Genomic DNA, 16,483 nt, shown 5'->3' with positions numbered 1-16,483 from the left:
TTTTATGTATGAGTGCATTAACGGCAAAGTAGGCGTGAACCTGAAGGAGCCCAACATGACAACACTTACCACGACTGCTTCGCTCGTGCTGTTGATGGCCTGGCTGGCCCTGCCTGTTGCCCTGCTGGCGCTGGCTGGATTCGCCAACTGGACGAAAAACCCTCTCAAACTGGCTCATTGCTGGCGCCTGGCGGAAAGCGGTTTCAGGCTGTTGCTGCTGGCAACTGCCACGATTGGTGCAGTCCTGTTGTTTGACCGGCTGGTGTTTGATACCGGTCTGCCGGAGCTCGGCATTCGACTGGGACTGTTCCCGGACGGATTGGCGGTATGGATGGCTCTGATGGTCTGCTTCATTGCCTGGGTCATTCTTCGCTATACCCGGGATTACCTGCGTGGCGACCCGGCTTATAATTCGTTTTTGCCCTGGTTCCTCACTACCGTGGTCAGTGTACTGGTGCTGGTGTTTACCGATCACTTGCTGGTGCTGGCTGGTGCCTGGGTGGGGGTAAGCCTCTCATTGCACCAGCTGCTGACGCTGTACGCGGAACGGCCACAGGCTCGCCTCGCGGCAGCTCAGAAATTTATTGCCAGCCGGCTTGGCGATGCCGCCATTCTGGCAGCCGTACTGTTAATCTGGAATCACTACGGCAGCTTCCGCATCCCTGAAATCTATGCTTTGGGCGAACACCTGGGCCGTGAATCCCAGTCGCTGACCATCGCTTCTGTTTTGCTGGCGGTGGCAGCTGCGCTCAAATGTGCCCAGCTGCCGTTCCACGGTTGGCTGATCCGGGTGATGGAAGCTCCCACCCCTGTGTCAGCACTTCTGCATGCGGGCGTAGTCAACCTGGGCGGTTTCCTTTGGCTGCGACTGTTCCCGGTGTTTGAAGGCTTCACGGCAGGGCACATGATCCTGCTGGTTGTTGGCGGGGCAACCGCCATCGTCGCGGTGTTCACCATGATGACCCAGAATTCAGCGAAACATGGCCTGGTCTGGTCCACCAATGCCCAGATGGGCTTCATGCTGTTCGAGATTGCGCTGGGCGCCTACACGCTGGCACTACTGCACCTGCTGGCTCACTCCCTGTACAAGGCGCACTCGTTCCTGGCCGTTGGCCGTACCGTTAAAGTCTCCCGGATTGCGTTTTCAGAGCAAATCAGCAAGTCGCAAGCCGGTCTCGCACTGCTGGCTTCTGGCCTGGCCGCCGCCTTGCTGTGGCAGGCCCCACAACTGGTAGCCCATAAGCCGGTACTGGCGGCCTTGCTGGTGTTCGCGGTTGGCGCTGCCGTTCTGGGTACCCCGGGAGCAAGCCAAAAAGGCGCCCGTGTCGTCGTGTTGCTGCTGGCCGTTACCCTGGTCCCCCTGTACGGGGTGCTTAACTGGCTGCTGAGCACCGCTTTGCCTCAGACCGCGCACACAGCCTTGCCGGTTGGTGCTGAGTGGTTCGCCTGGGTAATTCTGGCCGTGCTGTTTATGTTGTCGCTGGTGCTATTCGCCCGCCCGCAGGGCGTGGTGGCGCAGAAGCTCCACTGGCACTTCAGCCAAGGACTCTATCTCGACAAGCCTTTCGAAAAGCTTACCCGCCGCTGGGCACAAACCTGGCTCAATGCCCACGGTAAACCGGCCGACATCCGATTGCGGCACGGGGCTCTGACTGGAGAAAGATCATGAACGCACCTGTTACGTATTCTGCTTCCTGTGAACAGGTCATTCCGGAGCTTGTTAATGAAGCCTGCGAACGAATTGCGCCCATCTGGCCGTTAGATCGCTGGATTGCGGTTAACCCCTGGTGGGGCAGCAGGACTGGACCTGTCGAAAAGGTTTCCCGAGAACTGGACAACCTGTTCGGGGCAGGGTTGTTGATGCCTCCGGCTTTCTACCGGGAAGCCTGGGATGGCGGTCGTATTCAGCGTCCGCACCTTGAGGAAGCTGCCCGCGAAGCGGGTTTGAAAGATGATAGCCAGGCGCTCCTGGCCCAGCTTTCCGGGGCGGCATCAAATCAGCCCGGGTTTGTGTCGGCTCTTGGTTACACCCGCCGTGGTCAACAGGAACCGTCCCTCGAGGAGGTCCGGGAAGAGATCGGCCGCGCCTGTGCGCGCTACTTCGACCTGCGTCAGAATCGCTGGCGGGTTTCTGGTACAAAACAGGATCTGTATCAGTTCTGGCTTAGTCAGTCCGGACGCTCTCTGGCCCGGAAAGCCAGCGTGGAAATGTTGCTGAAGCCTGACTGGCAGGAAGCGGCTGCAACGGTAGCCCGTGAGTTGCCTTACAGCAGCCGCCAACTGCCCCTGGTGATCCACCACCTGCTCGGCCATTTGCTGGGCTGGGCATCCTGGTGCAGAGGTGTGGACTGGCGAGCAGCACTGGGCGATCCTCATGAAAGCGGTACCGAACACTTCTGCGCGCAATTGGCGACCATCTGGCTCATTCATGAGGCCCATGCGCTGATCAATATGACTGAGGCAGAGCGTGAGAGCTGGCAGAATCGTTACGTCAATGCGTTCGATCTGGCGCCGGCCTCCGCTAATGAACAGGCACTCTGGATATGGCATCGGGCCTATGAGCTGGCCTGGCAGTCCCGTTTCCTTGACGATATCCGCTCCAGTGAGCGGAGCTCGCTGGCGGAACCGGATCCTGTGGCGGAAGTGCAGGCCGCCTTCTGCATAGACGTAAGGTCCGAAGTCATTCGTCGACAGCTGGAGAAGGTATACCCTGAAATCAGAACGCTTGGCGTGGCGGGCTTTTTCGGCATGCCCATTGTTCATCACAGGCATGGTCCAACCGATGACGAAGCCCGGCTGCCGGGACTGCTGGCGCCGGTGTATCGGTACTCGGAAACCCTGGGCAGTCCGTCAGAAGACCGGGAGCTGGACCGGAAACTGGACAGCCGCGAACAGGTTCGGGAGTCCGTACGCCGGGCCAAATACTCCAGCCTGTCTACATTCACACTGGTGGAAACCACTGGCCTTGCCTGGGCCTGGAAGCTGGTTCGCGACAGCCTGAACAGAAACTCTGCAAAAGCAGAGGCGGTGGAACCCGGCAGGCTCCACCACTGCGTGGACGGCTATCCTTTGTCAGATCCTGAGCGGGTAAATCTGGCGGAAGGGCTTTTGCGGGCGATGTCCCTGACCAAAGGCTTCGCCAGCGTGTTGTTGCTGGTGGGCCATGGTGCCCATACGGACAACAACCCCAACGAAGCTGGTCTGGCCTGCGGAGCCTGTGGCGGCAAAAATGGAGGGGTAAATGCCAGAGTGGCTGCCGAGCTGCTGAATGACCGGCAGGTGAGGGCGGGCCTGGCAGAGCGTGGCATTGTTATGCCCGAGAGCACCATTGCCCTGGCGGCTGAGCATTGCACGATCACGGACAGAATAACCATTTACGGGCGGGACCAGGTGCCCGACAGCCATCAGCGGGTATTTAATACGCTGGTTGAGAAGCTTGAGGCTGCTGGCCAGGCCTGTCGCAGAGAAAGAGCCACCAGTCTTGGGCTTAATGGCAAGACCGATGATGACCTGCTTGCCGAACTCAAACGCCGGACTCGCAACTGGGCGGAAGTGCGGCCTGAGTGGGGCCTGGCCAACAATGCCGGGATGGTGATCGGCCCGCGTTCACTTACTCGCTCACTGGATCTCGGAGGGCGCTGCTTCCTGCACGACTATGATCCGTCGCAGGACCCGTCCGGAGAGGTTCTGACCCTGCTGATGTCTGCGCCCATGGTGGTGGCAAACTGGATTAATCTGCAGTATTTCGGTTCCGTTGCCAGGCCGGATATCTTCGGTGCCGGCAACAAACTGCTGCACTCGGTGGTTGGCGGCAACCTGGGTGTCGTCGAGGGGAATGGTGTCGATCTCAAGATCGGACTTCCGTTGCAGTCAGTATTCGACGGTGAGCACTGGCGCCATGAGCCAATGCGCCTTGCGGTGGTGGTCGATGCACCGGCGGAACGTATTGAAGCGGTAATCCGGGGTAACGCCGATGTCCGGGCTCTGGTGGAAAACCGCTGGCTCTGGCTGCACCGAGTGGAGGGCGACCAGACGCTGCGTTACGACGACGGCAGGTGGGTAACCACCTGACCGCCGATCACATATTGCTGGCGTTGGCTGCCTCGGTGTATTGCCAGTCGATCGTTCTCGGTTGAACGCTGTCGGCGACAAAGAGGTGGCCAACGTCTGGTACCGCGTACCAGAGTTCACCACGGGTGGGGTTCTGGCGCGCAAACTCCGCATGGCTCATGCCGATTTCCCAGATTTCATCGCTCTGCCAGCCTTCCGGGGCAAGTTCGATACGCACTTCCGAGCCGATCAGGCTGATGGCTTCAATGCGCAGGGGCAGGCGGGCCTTGGCCGCGGGGGATCGGGACAGCTGAACTTCGTGGGGGCGCAGATAGAGCTGGGCTTCCTGATCTTGACGAATCCCCGGCAAGGATACCCAGGCATCGCCCTGAACCAGTTTCTGACCTTTCACCAAGCCCGACAACACGTTGACGTGGCCCAGGAAGTCGAAAACGAACCGGCTTTCTGGCCGGGCATATAGTCCGGTCGGTGAATTCACCTGTTCCACCTGACCCTGGCTCATAACCACCACCTGGTCTGACAGCTCCAGCGCTTCTTCCTGATCGTGGGTCACGAAAATGCTGGTGAAGTGGTACTCGTCATGCAACGCTCGCAGCCAGCGGCGCAAATCCTTTCTTACTTTGGCATCCAGGGCGCCGAAGGGCTCATCCAGCAGCAGAATACGAGGCTGAGTTGCCAGCGCGCGAGCCAGAGCAACACGCTGTTTCTGCCCACCAGACAGCTGTGCCGGATAGCGTTTGGCCAGTTCGGGCAACTGAATCATCTCGAGCAGCTTGGCCACCCGTTGGCGGATTTCCGGTTTCGAGGGACGCTGCTTTTTGGGGAGCGACTCCAGGCCGAACGCGATGTTCTCGGCAACGGTCAGGTGCCGGAACAGGGCGTAATGCTGAAACACAAACCCGATGTTGCGGTCGCGAACGTGTAACTGGCTGACATCGTCACCACCGAACAGGATGCGGCCGGAATCCGAAGACTCCAGTCCGGCAATAATCCGGAGTAAGGTGGTTTTGCCGGAGCCAGAGGGGCCGAGAAGGGCGGTGAGCTGGCCTTCGGGAATATCCAGAGAGACATTCTTCAGCGCCTGAAAGCCGCCGAAGTGCTTGTTGATCTGGTCAATGGTGATACTCATGTCACGCACCTCCTTCTTCGGGCGTCGCGTGTTCAGCTCGGGACTGACGCCATTCGACAAATGCTTTTGCAATCAGTGTCAGGATGGCGATACCGGCCAGCAGCGAAGCGCTGGCAAAGGCCCCGACAATATTGTAATCCTGATAAAGCAGTTCAACATGCAGCGGTAAGGTATTGGTTTCTCCGCGAACATTGCCGGATACCACCGAGACCGCGCCGAATTCACCCACGGCCCGGGCGTTGGTCAGCACCACACCGTAGATCAATGCCCACTTGATATTAGGCAGTGTGATCTTGCGAAAAATCCGCCAGCCGGAAGCGCCCAGCACCACGCCGGCTTCTTCCTCCTCGCTGCCTTGTTGCTGCATCAAGGGGATCAGCTCCCTGGCCACAAACGGACAGGTTACGAATACGGTGACCATCACGATGCCGGGCCAGGAGAACATCAACTGAACGTCGTAGTTGCTCAGCCAACTGCCCAGCCAGCCGTTCCGGCCATAGAGCAGCAGGTACAGCAGACCGGCAACAACCGGTGATACCGCAAATGGAATATCGATCAGGGTGATCAACAGCTTGCGCCCGGGAAAACGGAACCGAGTAACAGACCAGGCGAGGGCTGTCCCGAAAACCAGGTTAAGCGGCACCGTGAGTGCGGCCACAAACAAAGTCAGGCCGATGGCATCCAGGGTGTATTCATCCAGGACATTGCCGGCAAAAGCGCTCCAGCCTGTGCTCAGCGCCTGCGTAAAGATCACCACTACGGGAATCACCAGCATGATCAGAGTAATTGCGAGGGCCAGCCCGATTAGGCTGCGGCGCACCCAGGGTTGGTCGCCAATACGGCGGTTTTGCGCAGCCATCTATCGACCCTCCAGCCTGCGCAGGTAGCGACCCTGCCAGAGGTTGATGGAGAACAGCAGAATCAGCGACGCCAGCAATACCAGCGAGGCAATGGCACTGGCGGCCGCGTAGTCATACTCCTGCAGACGGATGAAGATCATCAGGCTGGTGACTTCGCTGACATAGGGCGTGTTGCCGGCGATAAAGATAATCGCACCGAACTCTCCTAGGCTCCGCGTGAAGGACAACGCGATTCCAGTTACCAGGGCGGGCCAGAGTGATGGGAATATAACCTTGCGGAACACACGCCCGTCAGATGCCCCCAGGCTAACAGCAGCTTCTTCATCGGCTGGCGACAGCTCCTCAAGCACTGGCTGCACCGTACGCACCACAAACGGGATGCTGGTAAATGCCATGGCTACAACGATGCCCAGGGGTGTAAACGCAACCTCCACACCGATTTTGGCCAGCCATTGGCCGTACCAGCCATTCTGGGAAAACAGCGTTGCCAGGGTGATGCCGGCGACAGCAGTTGGCAAGGCAAAGGGCAGGTCGACCACGGCGTCGACAATGCGCTTGCCCGGAAACTCATAGCGAACCAGCACCCAGGCCAACAGCAACCCGAACAGGCCATTGAACAGTGACGCTGCAAGGGCCGTCCATAAGGTAACCTTGTAGGACTCCACCACGCGCGGATCGGTGATGGTGAACCAGAACTGGTCCCAGGTCATGCCGGAGGTTTCAACGACCAGCCCGGTCATCGGCAGCAGCAAAACCAGGCTGACAAAAAACAGCGAAATGCCGAGGCTCAGACCGAACCCCGGCAATACCCGTTTGTTACGACGACCAAGGCGCCGCACGGGGGCGACGCCTGCTTGAGCGGAGGTGGGCATAGCTTGCTCTTACCGGCGCCGCTGCAACTGGTCCAGCTTGCCGCCACTGCTGAAATGGGTGCTCATAGCGTTTTCCCAGCCACCGGCAATCTCTTCGATGGACAGCAGTTTCAGTTCCGGGAAGCGATCGGCATTCTCGGCTTTCACGGCGTCGTTGTGAACACGGTAGTTGAAGCCTGCCAGCAGGCGCTGGGAGTCTTCGGTATAGAGGTGCTCCAGGTACTCCTTGGCCAGCTCGGCGGTGCCATTCTGTTCAACGTAGTCGTCAATCCAGGTCACCGGGAATTCAGCCAGGAAGCTTACCTTCGGCGTGACAGCCACGTATTCACCGTTCTCGAAACGGTCTGCAATGTTCAGAACCTCCGACTCGAAGGTCAGCAGGACATCGCCAATGCCGCGCTCAACGAATGTGGTGGTGGCACCACGACCGCCGCTGTCAAAAACGCGTACCTGACCGAGCAGGTCCGCCATGAACTGATCAATTTTTTCCTGATCGTCGCCAAACTGGTCCTGGGCGTAGCCCAGAGCGGCAAGGTAGGTGTAACGGCCGTTTCCAGAGGTCTTAGGGTTCGGCATCACCAGTTGAACGTCTTCGCGAACAAGATCGTCCCAGTTCTCGATATTCTTTGGGTTACCCTCGCGTACCAGGAACGCCATGGTTGAGTAATAAGGCGAGCTGTTGTTCGGCAGGCGATCGGCCCAGTCTTCAGGAATCAGACGACCGCGCTGGTGCAGGATGTCGATGTCGGTCACCTGGTTAAACGTTGCAACATCGGCTTTCAGGCCCTGGATAATGGCCTGCGCCTGCTTGGATGAACCTGCGTGGGACTGTTTGATTTCGACCGTTTCACCGGTCTTTTCCTGCCAGTGCTTTTTAAACTCTTCGTTGTAGGCAGCGAACAGTTCGCGGGCGATGTCGTAAGAGGTGTTGAGCAGCTCCCGGTCTGCAGCCAGTACCGGTTGGGCGGAGAGCAGGGCGGCGCCGAGCGCGATTCCCTTGAACAATTGCTTCATAACGAGCTCCTCAGAATGATGGTTCTAATCTGAGGAGCAATCTAACAAAAGGTTTTAAGAACGAAAAATATTAAAAATAAATATTGAAAGGCTTGTTTGGTATATGAGCGTCAGCAATTAATAGCGTAGCAGTGCCGAGCCCCAGGTGAACCCGCCGCCAAAGGCCTCCAGCAGAACAACCTGCCCACGCTGGATTCGCCCATCGCGAACGGCTTCATCAAGCGCCAACGGGATGGAGGCCGCCGAGGTGTTGCCGTGGCGGTTGACGGTTACCACCACCTGATCCATCGGCATGTCCAGTTTGCGGGCCGTGGCTGCGATAATCCGCAGGTTGGCCTGATGCGGAACCAGCCAGTCGATATCGGATTTCTGCATCTGGTTCGCTTCCAGGGTTTCATCGACAATCCGGCCGAGAGTATTCACTGCCACCTTGAAGACTTCGTTGCCTTTCATCTCCACAAACGCCTGGCCGGCCTTTACAGCCTCAAAATCGTTGGCGATGCCACAGGGGACGTGCAGCAACTCTTCATACCGTCCATCGGCGTGCAGGTGTGTAGACAGAATGCCGGTCTCCTCACTGGCCTCCAGCACAACAGCGCCGGCGCCGTCGCCAAAAAGCACGCAGGTGGTACGGTCTTCCCAGTTAAGGATGCGGGAGAATACCTCCGCGCCGATCACCAGCGCTTTTTTGCTTGAACCGGTACGGATGAACTTCTCGGCAGTGGCCAGCGCATAGACGAAACCGCTGCACACGGCCTGAATATCAAAGGCGGGGCAGCCCTGAATGCCGAGCCGGGCCTGCAGGATACAGGCGCAACTGGGGAATACCTTGTCTGGCGTGGTGGTGGCAAAAACAATCAGATCAATATCGGTGGTTTCAATGCCGGCGGCTTCAATGGCGTTCAGGGCCGCTTGCTCAGCAAGATCCACCGTGCTTTGTCCGGGCAGGGCAATATGCCGTTGCTCGATACCGGTGCGTTCGCGAATCCACTGGTCAGAGGTTTCCATCTTCTGTTCCAGGTCGCGATTGGTAACGATGTTGTCCGGCAGATAGGAACCGGTTCCGGCAATGCGTGCAAAGGTCATGGACAATTTCCAGGGGTTTATAGGGTAACGATAGACCCATGCTAAACCTTTGCAACCGGATTGGTTATTAGCGGATTGTCAAAGACTGCCCGGGCGACACATTGGGCGCCCGGGCAAGGGGTGGGATATTAGCCTTCTTTCAACGTTTTCATATCAATGACGAAGCGGTACTTCACATCGCCTTTCTTCATGCGCACGTAGGCTTCGTTGATGTTCCGGATATCCAGCATCTCGATATCACAGGTGATGTCGTGCTCCGCACAGAAATCCAGAACCTCCTGTGTTTCCGGCATTCCGCCAATGAGAGAGCCGGCTACCACGCGGCGCTTGGTCACCAGCAGGCCAGCCTGAAGGGCGGGTTCAATTGGGGTGAGCAAACCCACGAGAATATGTGTGCCGTCGTACTTCAGACACTTCAGGTACGGGTTGAGGTCGTGGGCTACAGGAATGGTGTCGAGCAGAAAATCGAAGGAATCTGCGGCGGCTTTCATCTGCTCCTTGTCGGTGGAGATGATGACGTGGTCCGCGCCCTGCTTCTTCGCTTCCGCCACCTTGGCTTCGGAACGTGTGAAGATAGTGACTTCGGCGCCCAGCGCTTTGGCAAATTTTACGCCCATGTGGCCGAGACCGCCCATCCCCAGTACGCCTACCTTGTGGCCTTTGCCGACATTGAAGTGCTTGAGGGGGGAATAGGTGGTGATGCCTGCGCACAGAATGGGAGCCGCACTGGCGGGGTCGAGTTTTTCCGGTACCCGGACCACAAAACGTTCGCTGACAACAATCCGCTCGGAATAGCCGCCGTGGGTGACCGAGCCATCGTGACGATCCAGGCTGCCGTAGGTCATGGTGGAGCCTTCAATGCAGTACTGCTCCAGGCCGGAGTCGCAGGCGGAACAACTGCGACAGCTGTCTACCATGCAGCCCACGCCCACCAGGTCGCCGGCTTTGAAGTGACTGACCTCCGGCCCAACGGCGGTGACCCGGCCAACAATTTCGTGGCCCGGAATGACCGGATATTTTGAGCCGCCCCAGTCATTTTCAACGGTGTGGAGGTCACTGTGGCAGACACCGCAGTAGTCGATCTCGATCGCTACATCGTCAGCACGGAGTTCCCGGCGATCAATGGCGTAGGGGGCCAGGCCGGAGTCCGGGGCAGTGGCGGCGTATGCTTTGGTATTGGCCATTCGTTCACTCCTTTTCAGTTTTAGAACAAGGATCACGGTTCTGTTGCAGCAGGACAGTTACCTTGTGTTACTCAGCACATATCTATTGTAACCTACGTATTCCACTCCATCAGGGATGACCAGATGACAAACACGCAATCTCTTAAAGCTGTGTGGCTGGCGAGCGCAATCGCGCTGGGCGCGGGCCTGGTCGGCGGTTGTATGCCGGGAACCATTGCCACCGGCGTTGGCACCGGTTTTGTGTATGAGCAGAAACAGGACCACAAGCACCGCCATGAAGTGGAGCGGGCGGTGGATCAGTACGTCGAAGACCACGCCAACTCTCCGTGCAGGCACGGGGAAGACCGGGTAATGGAGTCTGCGGCGGAGATTCTCAAGGAATACCGGTTAACCGGTTTGAAGGAAGTGCTGGGCCGACTGGATAAGATCTATCAGGATGAAAGTCAGCCGGATCATATCCGGGCCGGTGCCCTGTACAACATGGCGGTGTTGCAGTCGCGCCGCAAGGAACCCAACAAGGTGCTCGCGCGGGAGTACTTCAAGCGCCTGTATGTAGAATTTCCCAACGAGTATCGTTGCATCTTTGAAGAATCAGACTGGCGGGATTCAATGATTGAACAGCAGTTGCTGCTGCCCGGCGAGACGGTTGAATCCTTCCTGAGAGATGCGAAAGCCGATGTGGAGCGCATGAAGCGGCAGGACTGAGCCTGCCGCCTTCAATATCAGGCTATCCAGCCGAAGAAGAAATCAAACAGCCAGGAGAAGAAGCCGCCGCTGCTCTGTGGGCGCGGTTCGGCCTTTGCTTCCTGGTTAGCAACCGGCTTGCTGGCGTTTGCCACTGGCGCATCAACAATCACGGGTTCCGGTTCTTCTTCAACGACGAGCGGCTCGTCCGGGCCCGCTGCGGTGGGCTCGGTGGGCAGTTGGGCGATCAGTTCTTCGTTATCGCCAGTGACCACCTCGACGACTTCTGCCGGCTCCTGATCTGCGGTGACTGGCGTTTGATAACTTTCGGAAACGGATGAAGAAAGCTCCATAACATGCTGTTCTGGCGTGTTTTCATCCGGGTTTGGTTCAGGGTTTTCTGCGGGGAGCGATTGTTCTGCCAGCTCCACGGCCGCCACCTGATTTTCTCGCGGTGCCGCAGTATCCACGACCTCCGGCTCGACTGTTTCCGGTTCAGGCTCCTGAGCTTCGGGAATTGGCTCCGGCCTGGGCTCTGGTGCGACAGCGGCAACGGAACGGGTGGGTGACGGGACCTTTTCGGTAAGTCCAAGTTGATCACGTGCCGCAGACCGGGAAGCCACAGAATTGCTCTGGATCGTCAGGGCCGGAGCCGCCTCAACACCAAGGGATTTGAGCGTGGCTGAATCCAGATTTCCGCTTGCTGAAAGCTCTGGGCGATCGGACTGGTACTGACGAATGGCCGTGCGCAGCTTGTTGTCTATCCAACCGTCAGCCGTACCGATATCGTAGCCGGACCCATAGAGCGCATTTTCAGCAGCAAAGACGGTGTGAACTGGAGAATTGGCCTGGGCCCAGCCACAGATGGCTATGCTTGAGAAAAGGGCCATGCCTTGCGCGGTAGTTTTGCAGCGTCCCTGCAACGGTGAGCGTTTCATGGCGAATCCCTCCAGAGGCTCTTTGGTATTGTTGTTTACATATTGTTACTAAGTGTCTTCACCGTATCAGGGATTAATAGTTGCGCCTATGAAGTGGTTAACAAGTTGGCGCAAGGTGCCCGTAGGATGTTGCGGGGGTTGCTGGTATTGTCACAACCCATCAGGCACAGAACGGGCAGAGCGCCCCCGGTAGTTTTGGCAGGCCAAGCATGCAGAATCTCGATTATCGCGTTATACAGCAGGCCATTGACTGGCTGGAGCAAGGGCACACGATCTGGCTGTGCACCGTGCTGTCCACGTTCGGCTCTTCCCCCCGGGAACCCGGAGCGATGATGGTAGCGAAAGCCGACGGAGCGCATGTGGGGTCATTGTCCGGCGGCTGTGTTGAAGAGGATTTTCTGGATCGACTGGTGCAGGGGGAATATACCTTGCCATCCGTTGTCATTAGATATGGTGGCGACAGCGAGGAAAACCGCAATCCAAAGGTAAAGCTGCCCTGTGGGGGCGCATTGGAAGTACTGGTTGAAAAGCGAGCTCCGGAGTCACCTTTTGTCGATCAGCTGCGGACGCTGCTGCAAGGGCTTTCAAGTGGTGAAGCTTTGGAGCGGGAAGTAGGCCTGGCTGGTGGCAACGTCAGTCTCCACCCTGTCGATGATCACGGTAGCCGGGTCATTTGGGAGCAGGGAAGCGAGACCATAAAGATTGTTGTCGCACCCGTCGCACGATTGATTCTGGCCGGATATTCAACGGTAGCGGACGCCTGCGCCCGGTTTGCTCTGGGCCTGGGTTATGAGGTGGTGCTTTGCGATCCACGGGAAGACACTGCAGGCACCCACAATTTGCCCGAAGGTGTCGAGTTTATTGCTCAACTGCCCTCCGTATACCTCGGCAAAGACGGTGCCTGTGCCCCCTCGACGGCCGTAGTGGCCACTACGCACGATCCAAAGATTGATGACCTGGCGATGATGGCCGCGGTCAAAACGCCAGCGGGCTATATCGGTGTCATGGGCTCAATGCGCACTTCAAAAGCCCGGGCGGAACGGTTGAAGCGCAGTGGCGGGCTCACTGAGGCCGAGATTCAGCGTATTCATATGCCGGTGGGGGTGGATATCGGCAGCAAGACACCGGCCGAGATTGCCCTGTCGATTATGGCAGATGTGGTTCGTGCCCGGCGCCAGCTTTTCCGGGCGGTCAGTTAACGCTCTCGGCTCGCGGGTTTCGAGGGTAGTACCGGTCGGGTAGCCGCTCGATGTGGGGGAAAAACCGGGTGTCCTTGTAGGGCATCTTCATATACCCGGACACGCCAAGCCCGGTAATCTGCTCTACCGCAGACAGGATCTCGCCCAGCAGCTCCCGGAATTCCGGTTCCCGCTCAGGATCCAGCAGCCGGTAATGACTGTGGATCTTCAGGTGCCGGGGCAGGGCTTCGAAGATGATCATTCCGGTGTGGTGAATGTCGTTCAGGCGTTCCAGTGCCCGGATAATCGTCTCGGGCAATACCAGGAATTCTTCCGGGTCTGGTCCATCCTCGAAATAGGAGTGCACGCGGCTTTCATCTTCCACTTCCGGTGCTGCGCTCACTTCGTAGTGTAGATTCATGCCGGGGGAGACGAGAAACGGCTGGCCCGGGTCTTCACGATCAATGTGCAGGGTGTTACGGGCGTTGAACAGGCAGCTTTTGAAGATACCTTTGCGGTAGATGGCCTGGGCCAGGTACACCATGTTATTGACGGCTTGGACAAAGGCCGATTTCAACGTCGGATCATGCAGGTTCAGAGAGGTATCGATATAGATGCCGTCGGTTTCCCAGCGTACCGCCAGGCCACCTTCTACGGGGTAGCGTCCGAGCCGACTAACCGCCGCCAGAAACGCTTTCTCGGTTTCTCCCATGCCCTGCATGAAGTTCTTGTAGTAGCGGTCGAGCTGGACGTCGTTCACATCACTCAGGGTCTCCGGCGCGCCTTCCTCCCGCAAAAACGATTTCCGGGAACTGTAGACCACGGTATCAATTTCCTGCCCGGACGCCCGCACCCATACCGGCACCTGCGGAGTGGTCGGCCGTGCCGGCAGGTCAATCATCACCGTGCGGGCCATTCGGGGCATTTCCCGCAAGTAGTAATCACCAGCCTTGCGGCGAGTCTCCGGGTCGGGCGACAGCATGCCATCGAGCATACGGGCAAATTCCATGGGAAGCCCCAGAGACGTAGCCGGAATAGCCCGGTGGCCGAATCGACAGGATTGTGCAGAGGCGAGGGCGTACAGGGTTCCGGCGGCGCCCTGTTCATCAAAACGGGGCGAGGATAGCCCTCCGTTCAGCTGCTCCTCGCCGATAAAATAGACATCGCCCAGTCTGGCATTGGTTTGCTGCAGGTTATCCGACATCAGTTCCATCACATTGGCGGTGACGAACTGTTGATTGGCATCCAGCTGGGCGAACACCGAGGACCCCCAGTCAATCAAGGCAATGTTCTCGGTGCGGGCGTCAAATACCAGGTTGGAAGGTTTGATGTCACCATGAACAATCGGACGGCCGGCGGGCCCGGTTTCCCGGCGCAGGCAGCGCAGAATATCCGCCAACTGGTCCGCTATCCGAATAATAAGCCGGGGCTTCAGACGGCCTTCCTGCAGCGAGACTTCCTCCAGATTGAGCCCTGCGGCTCGTTCCATGACCAGGATAGGTTGGTTGTTGGCGCGCTGGAAAGCGATTAGTCGCGGTACTCTGGGGTGATGCACCTGCTCCAGAATGAAGGCTTCGTCTTCCAGGCGATCCTGCAGGTGCTGGGGCAGGTTGATGCGAGTGAATTTGAACACATGCTCCGGGCCTGGTGTGTCCAGGCCGGGAAAACGGCCGGCAAACACAAAGCCATAGGCGCCCTTGCCAATCAGTTCAACGTCCCGGTAACCCAGTTGCCGGAGCTGGGCAACGCAAAGCGCCACCCAGTCCTTGAGCTTCTTGGCATCATCGTGGCTGAGCAGGTAGATCGACTGCTCTTCCGGTATATAGAATTGCTGAAGATGCTTTTCCTGCTCCATCACAGCCCGTCAGCCCATATGCAACAGCATGGTCTGGGGCGACTCCAGATAGCTCTTCCATAGATTGCAGAACCGCGCGATGGTGCCGCCATCAATAATGCGGTGATCGCCGGCCCAGCTGATCGTCATGATCGCCCGCTCAACCACCTGACCATTGGCGTCGAAACGCGGTAGTTTCTGGGTGCGGCCCAGTGCCACAATCGCCACTTCCGGTGCGTTGATGATGGGCGCTGCGTAGGTGCCGCCCAATGCGCCGATATTGGAAATGGTGATGGTGCCGCCTTTGAGATCATCCTGGCTGACACGTCCGGAACGGGCGGCCTCAGTCAACCGGGCGATTTCCTCGGCAATACCCAGCAGGGTGAGCTGTTCCACGTGCTTGACGTTGGGCACCACCAGGCCGGCCTTGCCATCTACCGCCATGCCAATGTTGCAGTGGGGCAGGTAGTGGATTTCGGTCACATCCTCGTTCAACTGACTGTTCAATACCGGGTATTCCTGAACAGCCAGGGCCATGGCCTTCATAAAGAACGGCATGAGCGTTAGCCGGGTGCCTTTGGCTTCAGCCTCCGGCTTCAGCTGTTCCCGCAGCATGAGCAAGTCGGTTACATCAATATCCTCACTGTAGATAAAGTGAGGGATGGTGGTTGCCGACTGAACCATCGCCTTGGCCATGGCCGCTTTCATGCCTTTGATCGGTTCCACGCGGACTTGCTGATCACCTTCGGCGTGGCGGCGAGGCGCCGTGCTGGGGTCAACCTGACGTTCGGTGGCACTGGGCTCTGATTTGGGCTGCTCCAAATGCGCCAGAACATCCGCCTTAAGCACCCGGCCATCCTTGCCGGAACCGGCAATGTCGCCCAGGTTCAGCTCGTGCTCGCGCACCAACCGACGGACCGCCGGGCTTGCTGGAATCCGGGCCCGAGTGCCGGTTGCTACCGGTGTCGCTTTTGTGGGCGCGGCGTCCGCCGAAGGCCTGGATTCACTCTTTGGCTGAGGAGCCTCTTCACGATCCCGCGGGATGAAGGCAAACAGCGGTGAATGCACCCGCGCCATGGATTGCTGCTCGTGGTAGAGCTTGGTGATTCGGCCGGCCTTGGGGGCGGTGATCTCAACCATGGCCTTATCGGTCATCACGTCCACTACCGGCTGATCTTCTTCGATCTCGTCGCCCTCGGCGACGCGCCATTCAACCACCTCGCACTCGACAATTCCTTCACCGATGTCGGGCAAAATAAAGTCTTCAGTCGCGTTATCGTCCCCGCCTTGTGCGGGTTCCGCTTTGGCTACAGCTTCCGGGGCAGCATCTACCTGCGACGACTCTTCAGCGCTTGCTGGTGCCGGCGCCCCGGCCTCGCCACTCTCATCCACCAACTCGAACAGTGGCGCATGCACCTTCGCGATATCGCCTTCCTTGTAATAGAGACGGGTAACCCGGCCCTTGTAGGGGGCAGGAATTTCCACCAGCGCCTTGTCAGTCATCACTTCGGCCACCGGCTGGTCTTCCTCGATGACGTCGCCTTCGGCTACCAGCCATTTGACCAGTTCACATTCCACGATACCTTCGCCGATATCGGGCAGAATAAAATCACTCATGCTTGTTCTCCTGTCC

At 58.3% G+C, this 16,483-nt stretch carries 13 protein-coding genes; 4 read left to right on the top strand and 9 right to left on the bottom strand.

The window, feature by feature from the left end:
• The first annotated feature begins 55 nt into the window (after positions 1–55).
• Both QPL98_RS03370 and QPL98_RS03365 read left to right on the top strand, forming a co-directional pair.
• Entirely contained in the window at positions 56–1,669 is a 1,614-nt protein-coding gene (locus QPL98_RS03370) for an NADH-quinone oxidoreductase subunit L (RefSeq protein ID WP_022992385.1), read from the top strand.
• On the top strand, positions 1,666–4,071 hold the full coding sequence (locus QPL98_RS03365) for a YbcC family protein (RefSeq protein WP_278349975.1): 2,406 nt from the start codon (positions 1,666–1,668) through the stop codon (positions 4,069–4,071). Before QPL98_RS03370 ends, QPL98_RS03365 begins: the two co-directional genes overlap by 4 nt.
• Before the next feature lie 7 nt (positions 4,072–4,078).
• Here QPL98_RS03365 and QPL98_RS03360 read toward each other — a convergent pair whose 3' ends face one another.
• The 6 genes from QPL98_RS03360 to QPL98_RS03335 all read right to left on the bottom strand — a co-directional run bounded on the left by QPL98_RS03360 (position 4,079) and on the right by QPL98_RS03335 (position 10,216).
• A complete protein-coding gene (locus QPL98_RS03360; RefSeq protein WP_014421629.1) occupies positions 4,079–5,200 on the bottom strand; it encodes a sulfate/molybdate ABC transporter ATP-binding protein in 1,122 nt (373 codons plus the stop codon).
• A gap of 1 nt (position 5,201) precedes the next feature.
• The gene (cysW, locus tag QPL98_RS03355; RefSeq protein WP_011784863.1) at positions 5,202–6,059 is read right to left on the bottom strand and encodes a sulfate ABC transporter permease subunit CysW; all 858 of its coding nucleotides are present in this window, start codon (positions 6,057–6,059) and stop codon (positions 5,202–5,204) included.
• Positions 6,060–6,932: a sulfate/thiosulfate ABC transporter permease CysT gene (gene cysT, locus QPL98_RS03350; RefSeq protein ID WP_011784864.1), complete on the bottom strand. Its 873-nt coding sequence runs from the start codon at positions 6,930–6,932 to the stop codon at positions 6,060–6,062.
• Positions 6,933–6,941: 9 nt separating this feature from the next.
• The gene (cysP, locus tag QPL98_RS03345) at positions 6,942–7,946 is read right to left on the bottom strand and encodes a thiosulfate ABC transporter substrate-binding protein CysP (protein ID WP_011784865.1); all 1,005 of its coding nucleotides are present in this window, start codon (positions 7,944–7,946) and stop codon (positions 6,942–6,944) included.
• A 117-nt stretch (positions 7,947–8,063) separates the two neighbouring features.
• Positions 8,064–9,032: a beta-ketoacyl-ACP synthase III gene (locus QPL98_RS03340; RefSeq protein WP_286715398.1), complete on the bottom strand. Its 969-nt coding sequence runs from the start codon at positions 9,030–9,032 to the stop codon at positions 8,064–8,066.
• 128 nt (positions 9,033–9,160) lie between these two features.
• Positions 9,161–10,216, bottom strand: coding sequence for an NAD(P)-dependent alcohol dehydrogenase (locus QPL98_RS03335; protein ID WP_222533682.1), 1,056 nt, complete (start codon positions 10,214–10,216; stop codon positions 9,161–9,163).
• 123 nt (positions 10,217–10,339) lie between these two features.
• On the opposite strand from QPL98_RS03335, the gene QPL98_RS03330 reads away from it, so the two are divergent.
• Positions 10,340–10,921: a hypothetical protein gene (locus QPL98_RS03330; protein WP_222197780.1), complete on the top strand. Its 582-nt coding sequence runs from the start codon at positions 10,340–10,342 to the stop codon at positions 10,919–10,921.
• A gap of 17 nt (positions 10,922–10,938) precedes the next feature.
• Here QPL98_RS03330 and QPL98_RS03325 read toward each other — a convergent pair whose 3' ends face one another.
• The gene (locus QPL98_RS03325) at positions 10,939–11,838 is read right to left on the bottom strand and encodes a peptidoglycan-binding domain-containing protein (protein WP_303292675.1); all 900 of its coding nucleotides are present in this window, start codon (positions 11,836–11,838) and stop codon (positions 10,939–10,941) included.
• A gap of 209 nt (positions 11,839–12,047) precedes the next feature.
• Between QPL98_RS03325 and QPL98_RS03320 the strand changes: the two genes are divergently transcribed.
• Entirely contained in the window at positions 12,048–13,037 is a 990-nt protein-coding gene (locus QPL98_RS03320) for an XdhC family protein (protein ID WP_303292674.1), read from the top strand.
• Here the strand turns inward: QPL98_RS03320 and QPL98_RS03315 are convergent.
• Together QPL98_RS03315 and QPL98_RS03310 are read right to left on the bottom strand one after the other, a co-directional pair.
• The gene (locus QPL98_RS03315) at positions 13,030–14,871 is read right to left on the bottom strand and encodes a protein kinase (RefSeq protein WP_303292673.1); all 1,842 of its coding nucleotides are present in this window, start codon (positions 14,869–14,871) and stop codon (positions 13,030–13,032) included. The two genes, QPL98_RS03320 and QPL98_RS03315, sit on opposite strands and share 8 nt — an antisense overlap.
• 9 nt (positions 14,872–14,880) lie before the next feature.
• Entirely contained in the window at positions 14,881–16,467 is a 1,587-nt protein-coding gene (locus QPL98_RS03310) for a dihydrolipoyllysine-residue acetyltransferase (protein WP_303292672.1), read from the bottom strand.
• Between the last annotated feature and the right edge of the window lie 16 nt (positions 16,468–16,483).

It is taken from the genome of Marinobacter sp. ST-43, from assembly GCF_030541085.1.
Classification (GTDB): Bacteria; Pseudomonadota; Gammaproteobacteria; order Pseudomonadales; family Oleiphilaceae; genus Marinobacter; species Marinobacter nauticus.
The sequence above is the reverse complement of the archived record's forward strand: the minus strand, read 5'-3'. Positions and strand labels throughout refer to the sequence as shown.

What these genes read in the sequence shown, in the direction of transcription:
- QPL98_RS03370 (WP_022992385.1), top strand. Translation starts at nt 56, where the DNA reads ATGACAACACTTACCACGACTGCTTCGCTCGTGCTGTTGATGGCCTGG.
- QPL98_RS03315 (WP_303292673.1), bottom strand. Translation starts at nt 14,871, where the DNA reads ATGGAGCAGGAAAAGCATCTTCAGCAATTCTATATACCGGAAGAGCAG.
- cysT (WP_011784864.1), bottom strand. Translation starts at nt 6,932, where the DNA reads ATGCCCACCTCCGCTCAAGCAGGCGTCGCCCCCGTGCGGCGCCTTGGT.
- QPL98_RS03335 (WP_222533682.1), bottom strand. Translation starts at nt 10,216, where the DNA reads ATGGCCAATACCAAAGCATACGCCGCCACTGCCCCGGACTCCGGCCTG.
- QPL98_RS03310 (WP_303292672.1), bottom strand. Translation starts at nt 16,467, where the DNA reads ATGAGTGATTTTATTCTGCCCGATATCGGCGAAGGTATCGTGGAATGT.
- QPL98_RS03340 (WP_286715398.1), bottom strand. Translation starts at nt 9,032, where the DNA reads ATGACCTTTGCACGCATTGCCGGAACCGGTTCCTATCTGCCGGACAAC.
- QPL98_RS03360 (WP_014421629.1), bottom strand. Translation starts at nt 5,200, where the DNA reads ATGAGTATCACCATTGACCAGATCAACAAGCACTTCGGCGGCTTTCAG.
- cysW (WP_011784863.1), bottom strand. Translation starts at nt 6,059, where the DNA reads ATGGCTGCGCAAAACCGCCGTATTGGCGACCAACCCTGGGTGCGCCGC.
- QPL98_RS03330 (WP_222197780.1), top strand. Translation starts at nt 10,340, where the DNA reads ATGACAAACACGCAATCTCTTAAAGCTGTGTGGCTGGCGAGCGCAATC.
- QPL98_RS03365 (WP_278349975.1), top strand. Translation starts at nt 1,666, where the DNA reads ATGAACGCACCTGTTACGTATTCTGCTTCCTGTGAACAGGTCATTCCG.
- cysP (WP_011784865.1), bottom strand. Translation starts at nt 7,946, where the DNA reads ATGAAGCAATTGTTCAAGGGAATCGCGCTCGGCGCCGCCCTGCTCTCC.
- QPL98_RS03320 (WP_303292674.1), top strand. Translation starts at nt 12,048, where the DNA reads ATGCAGAATCTCGATTATCGCGTTATACAGCAGGCCATTGACTGGCTG.
- QPL98_RS03325 (WP_303292675.1), bottom strand. Translation starts at nt 11,838, where the DNA reads ATGAAACGCTCACCGTTGCAGGGACGCTGCAAAACTACCGCGCAAGGC.